The following is a 4403-nucleotide window of genomic DNA, read 5'->3' as shown; positions in this document are numbered from 1 at the left end:
ACGTCTTGATGACCCGTGGCCGAGCGACCACACCTTCCGCCACCGCCGAGGTGGAGGAGGAAGCGAGCAGAACCGCCACAACAGCGGCCCCAACGGTGAGCGCCTTCATGGGCAGGACCGTAACACTCGGTCCGACTTGCACGCTGCCCGCCTCCGCACCAGCGACGACCTGGCTAAGGCCGCTCACCCCCACTACCCGACCGTCCACCTGCGCCAGTTCGCCGAGGGATTCCGGACCTCCGGCGCTGTCCGGAATCCCGTGCCTGATGGTGGCTCAGGTTGTCAGGTGGGTGGCGAGGGTGCGGGCTTTGGTGAGGGCGGTGGTGTATTCGCTTTGGGCGCGGGGGGTGTTCGGTTGGAGGGTCAGGGTGGTGGTGATCAGGGAGACGGTCATGCCCATTTCGGTGCCGAGGATCAGTTCCAGGACGGGGGTGGCGTGGTCGCGGTCCTGGTTGATCGTTCCGGGCGCGTAGTCGCCGCCGCGGCTGGTCACCAGGATGAGGGGGCGGCCGGCGAGGGGGGACGGATCGGAGCTTGTCGCCGGTGCGGTGAGGCCTGGGACGTGGATGTGGTCGAGCCATGCCTTCACCGTTGACGGCAGTCCGTAGTTGTAGAGCGGATAGCCGATCAGCACGACGTCCGCGGACAGGAGTTCGTCGACCAGTTCCCGCTGGAGTTCCTCGGGGTGGCCGCCTGGGCGGATGTCCTGGGGGCGCAGCCCTTTCGCCCAGTGGAGGGATGGATGGGGGAGGTGGGGTGGGGGTGTGGTGTGCAGGTCGCGGTAGACGACCGTGTTTTCGGGGGAGGCGTCGCGGAATGCGGTGGCGAAGGCAGCCGTGATGGATCGTGAGCGTGACGCCGCCGAGACGTCGGCGGACGAATCCAGGTGCAGCAGTCTCATCCGGCGGCGCCGTCCCGGACGCGCAGGGCCACGCCTCGTTCGGCCGTCCCGTCCGGCCTCGTCCATTTCACCACGACCTGTCCGATGTCTGGTGCGTCCAGGATTCGGATGACTTCGATCGTGGTGGTGCCCTGTTCCAGGAGGGTCGCGGCCTGGGCGTCGGCGACGGTGAATCCGGCCGTCGGCAGGGGCGCGGGGACGGGACGGACCTCGACCGTCGGGTCGGGGGTGTCGCTGAGGCTCTGGTGCTGCGGGACGGCCTCGCCGCCCAGCAGTGCGGCGAGCCGCCCGACCAGGACCGGGTCGTGGACGCCGTCGTAGATCCAGCGTCGGCCCAGCACGCCGTGCTCGGACGTCCCGATCAGCGCGTGGTCGGCGCCTTCCAGCGGTGCGCCGCGGTAGGCCAGGGGCACGAAGTAGGCGTGCGGGCCGTGGGCGACGACCATGAACTCCAGTCCGACCTCACCGTCGGGATCGTCCAGCCGGAACCCGCCCACACGCTCCAGGGTCGCCGTGCCGCCCCGCCACCAGGGGCGGCTCGGGAGCCAGCCGGCCAGCAGTTCGAGCTTGGACGGGGTAAGTTCTGTCCGATGAATGATCGCCATAACGGACATTCTTCCAGGAAGATCACCAGTGTGCGGGGCGTGCCAACGGTGGTGAGACGCGGGTGGTGGCGTCGCCGCGCGCCGCGGTGAGCTGCGATCGGGTGAGGAACAGGGCGCCCGTCAGATCGGCTCCCGCCAGGTTCGCGTCGCGTAGGTCCGCGCCGATGAGGTCCGCCGAGCGCAGATCCGCGCCGGACAGGTCGGCGGCGATGAGCAGCGCTCCCCGCAGGTTCGCGCCCCGCAGCGAGGCCCCTTTCAGCCGTGCGCCGATCAGATCCGCGCCCCGGTGGTTGCGTTTGCGTCCCGGCACCGCCGCCCTCGCCTGCTCGCTGGCCTGCACCAGCAGCGGGTTCACCTCGCCCCGCACGGCTGCGACGTCCACCGCGGCCAGCTCCCGCGCCGCACTGGAGGCGAGCGTGTCGACCCGCGCGAACGCCTCGTCGAGCACGGCCCGCAGCCCGGCCTCGACCGGCAGGCCCCGCGCCTCGTCCAGATAGCGCAGCAGTTCGTGCAGGTGCCGCATCACGGGGAACGCCGCGAACATGGCGGTCGCCGTGCCCGGATCGTCCCGCCAGGACCGGCCCCCGAACGTCACCTGAGAGACCCGCTGCCCCGCTCCGAAGCAGTCGAAGACCGTGCAGCCGGTGAACCCGATCTTCCGCAGCGACCCGTGCACGCCGCACCGGTAGTCGGCCGCCAGATTCGCGCACGGCTTCCCGGCCGGCTTGTCGACCGCGAAATCAGCCGACGCCGCGAACGGCAACGCCACACAGCACAGCGCGAAACACCGGGAACAGTCCGCCTCCAACTCCATCCGCTCAACCTACCGACCCACCCCAGCCCACGCTGATTCCCGGGCCCGAGGACACTCGACGCTTCGGCGATCGAGGACCGGTGACCTCGGCAGCGAGCGGATTCCGGGGCGCGTGATCCCTGCCGCCCGTGGGCTCGGCACCTCTGGTCCTGTGGTGGGATGGCGGGATGCGCGCCGCTACCTTCCCCGTCCTTCTCGCCTGTGCGGTGTTCTTGACGGCGTGCGGCACGCGCACCGACTCGCCGTCCAGCGGCGTGTCGAGCAGCCCTGCTCTTCCCGGCAGCCCTGATGACCTGGCTCAGGACGGGGTGAGGATCATCGGTATGAGTGGCTGGTCGCGTCAGGAGACGCCGCCGGTGATCTCCGCTGATTTCGAGGTCACCAACCACGAGCGCGAACCGTTCACCTACACCGTCACCTTCGACGTGCTCACCGGCTCCGGCACGGTGCTGGAGAACACGAGACGGACGGTGCCCGCCGTGGCGCCCGGCCAGACCGTCAAGGGCACCGTCGGCCTGAGCGGTTCCGCGCCGGGCCCGCCTCCCGGCAAAGGACGTGTGCGCATCGAGAAAGTCCGACGGGTCCCCACCGCCGAGGCTCCAGCCGAGACCGGCCCCTGCCCGCCTTCCGGGGTGCGTCTGACGGCCGACGACGGCGATGCCGCCATGGGGCTGCGCGTCGTAGGGCTCCGTCTGACGAACTGCGGGACCCGTGCCTACCACCTCAACGGCTTCCCGATTCCGCGGCTTCTGGACGAGGACAGGAAGCCCGTTCCCACTGTCAAGATCTTCAAGGGCAGCGGCGGCATCGCCATGATGGACGACTTCGATGCCCCGCCCCGGCCGGTGGTGTTGGAGCCGGGCCAGACCGCTCATGCCGGGCTGATGTGGCGTAACACCAACGACGGCAGCGGCGCCTCGGTCAACGTTCCCTACGTCAGGGTCGTGGCCAAGGCCGGAGCCCAGCCCGTCATGGTCACTCCGGAGCTCGACCTGGGAACCACCGGAAGGCTCGCTGTCAGCCCCTGGCGGAAAGCCCCGGCACCCTGACCACTCCCGGCGCGTGCGGTTCGAGCCCACGCCCGGCTTCCGTTGGGCCCCGTGCCTTCGTCGAGCGCAATCGTGGCGACGTCGTGCGACCGAGCGGCTGCCCATCCGCGACGCCATGCCCCAACGGGCCATCCAAGAGGATTACCGAGGGTGATGGACTATGCGATTTGGGTGGGGCGAGCGTAGCGGCAAGGGGTTGGGGGCCACTGTGGGGGACGGCGGCGGGGACGCGATGAGGGAGGGCCTGGGAGAGCGATGGGGGATAAGGACAGATTTGGGATGGATCGGCCCGGGGTTTGGGAGGCCCCCTGTGCTGAGCGGGATCGGGAGCTGGCCGAGGCGTTGGCGCGGCGGGAGGAGGATGCCGCGGTCCGGCTGCGGGAGGCCTGTGCCGGGCGGCTCTACGATTTCGCGCTCATGTGGACGGGGGAGCCGAGCCATGCGGAACGGGTGGTGCACGACTGCCTGGTCGACGCCGTTCGGCGCGCGGCCCGGGCTCGTGACCGTCGGCGGCTGACGGCCTGGTTGTACGCGTCCGCGCGACGGGCCCTGCGGGACCGGCATGTGCGCAATCCGCTGGATCTGCCCGGCGGGGACGCGCTGGCGTTGAGTGAGCGGGAGGTGCTGCTGCTCACCGTCCGGCACGCGCTCACGGCACAGGACCTCGCGGTCGTGCTGGAGACGTCACCGCGCCGGGCGGGCCGCAAGATCCGGAAGATCACCCGGCGGGCGCGCGCCGAACTCGCCGACGGCCTCCGCGCGACCCCGACCCCGACGCCGCCGCTGCCCGCGGGCTTGGACGCGCGGATCACGCACACCCTCACCGACGCGGTCCTCGCGCCCTACCGGGACGAGATCACGGGCCGGTCGGGAAACCTCACAGACGACGGCACCCCCCACCAGCCGGACGCGCCGCCCCCACTGCTCCGCCGCACCCTGCACACCCTGCTGTCGTCGAGCCGCCGCGCCGCGCTGCTCGGACTGTGCATGGCCGGCGCCGCCACGATGACCGCGTTGCTCGCGCCCGCCCTGCT

Annotated in this window: 5 protein-coding genes; 2 read left to right on the top strand and 3 right to left on the bottom strand. The window is 70.9% G+C overall.

The window, feature by feature from the left end:
* Positions 1 to 274: 274 nt before the first annotated feature.
* From ACYVE7_RS29960 to ACYVE7_RS29950, 3 genes are read right to left on the bottom strand one after another with little or no spacing between them, the layout of a single operon-like run.
* Entirely contained in the window at positions 275 to 901 is a 627-nt protein-coding gene (locus tag ACYVE7_RS29960) for an FMN-dependent NADH-azoreductase (RefSeq protein WP_460369389.1), read from the bottom strand.
* A complete protein-coding gene (locus ACYVE7_RS29955) occupies positions 898 to 1506 on the bottom strand; it encodes a maltokinase N-terminal cap-like domain-containing protein (RefSeq protein ID WP_460369387.1) in 609 nt (202 codons plus the stop codon). Before ACYVE7_RS29955 ends, ACYVE7_RS29960 begins: the two co-directional genes overlap by 4 nt.
* Positions 1507 to 1528: 22 nt before the next feature.
* On the bottom strand, positions 1529 to 2320 hold the full coding sequence (locus tag ACYVE7_RS29950) for a pentapeptide repeat-containing protein (RefSeq protein WP_460369385.1): 792 nt from the start codon (positions 2318 to 2320) through the stop codon (positions 1529 to 1531).
* A gap of 323 nt (positions 2321 to 2643) precedes the next feature.
* Here ACYVE7_RS29950 and ACYVE7_RS29945 point away from each other — a divergent pair, with 323 nt between their 5' ends.
* Both ACYVE7_RS29945 and ACYVE7_RS29940 read left to right on the top strand, forming a co-directional pair.
* On the top strand, positions 2644 to 3369 hold the full coding sequence (locus tag ACYVE7_RS29945; RefSeq protein ID WP_460369384.1) for a DUF4232 domain-containing protein: 726 nt from the start codon (positions 2644 to 2646) through the stop codon (positions 3367 to 3369).
* 279 nt (positions 3370 to 3648) lie between these two features.
* Positions 3649 to 4403 (top strand): RNA polymerase sigma factor (locus tag ACYVE7_RS29940; protein WP_460369383.1); only part of this gene is annotated, 755 nt, incomplete at its 3' end.

Source organism: Actinocorallia lasiicapitis, assembly GCF_054778695.1.
The sequence above is the reverse complement of the archived record's forward strand: the minus strand, read 5'-3'. Positions and strand labels throughout refer to the sequence as shown.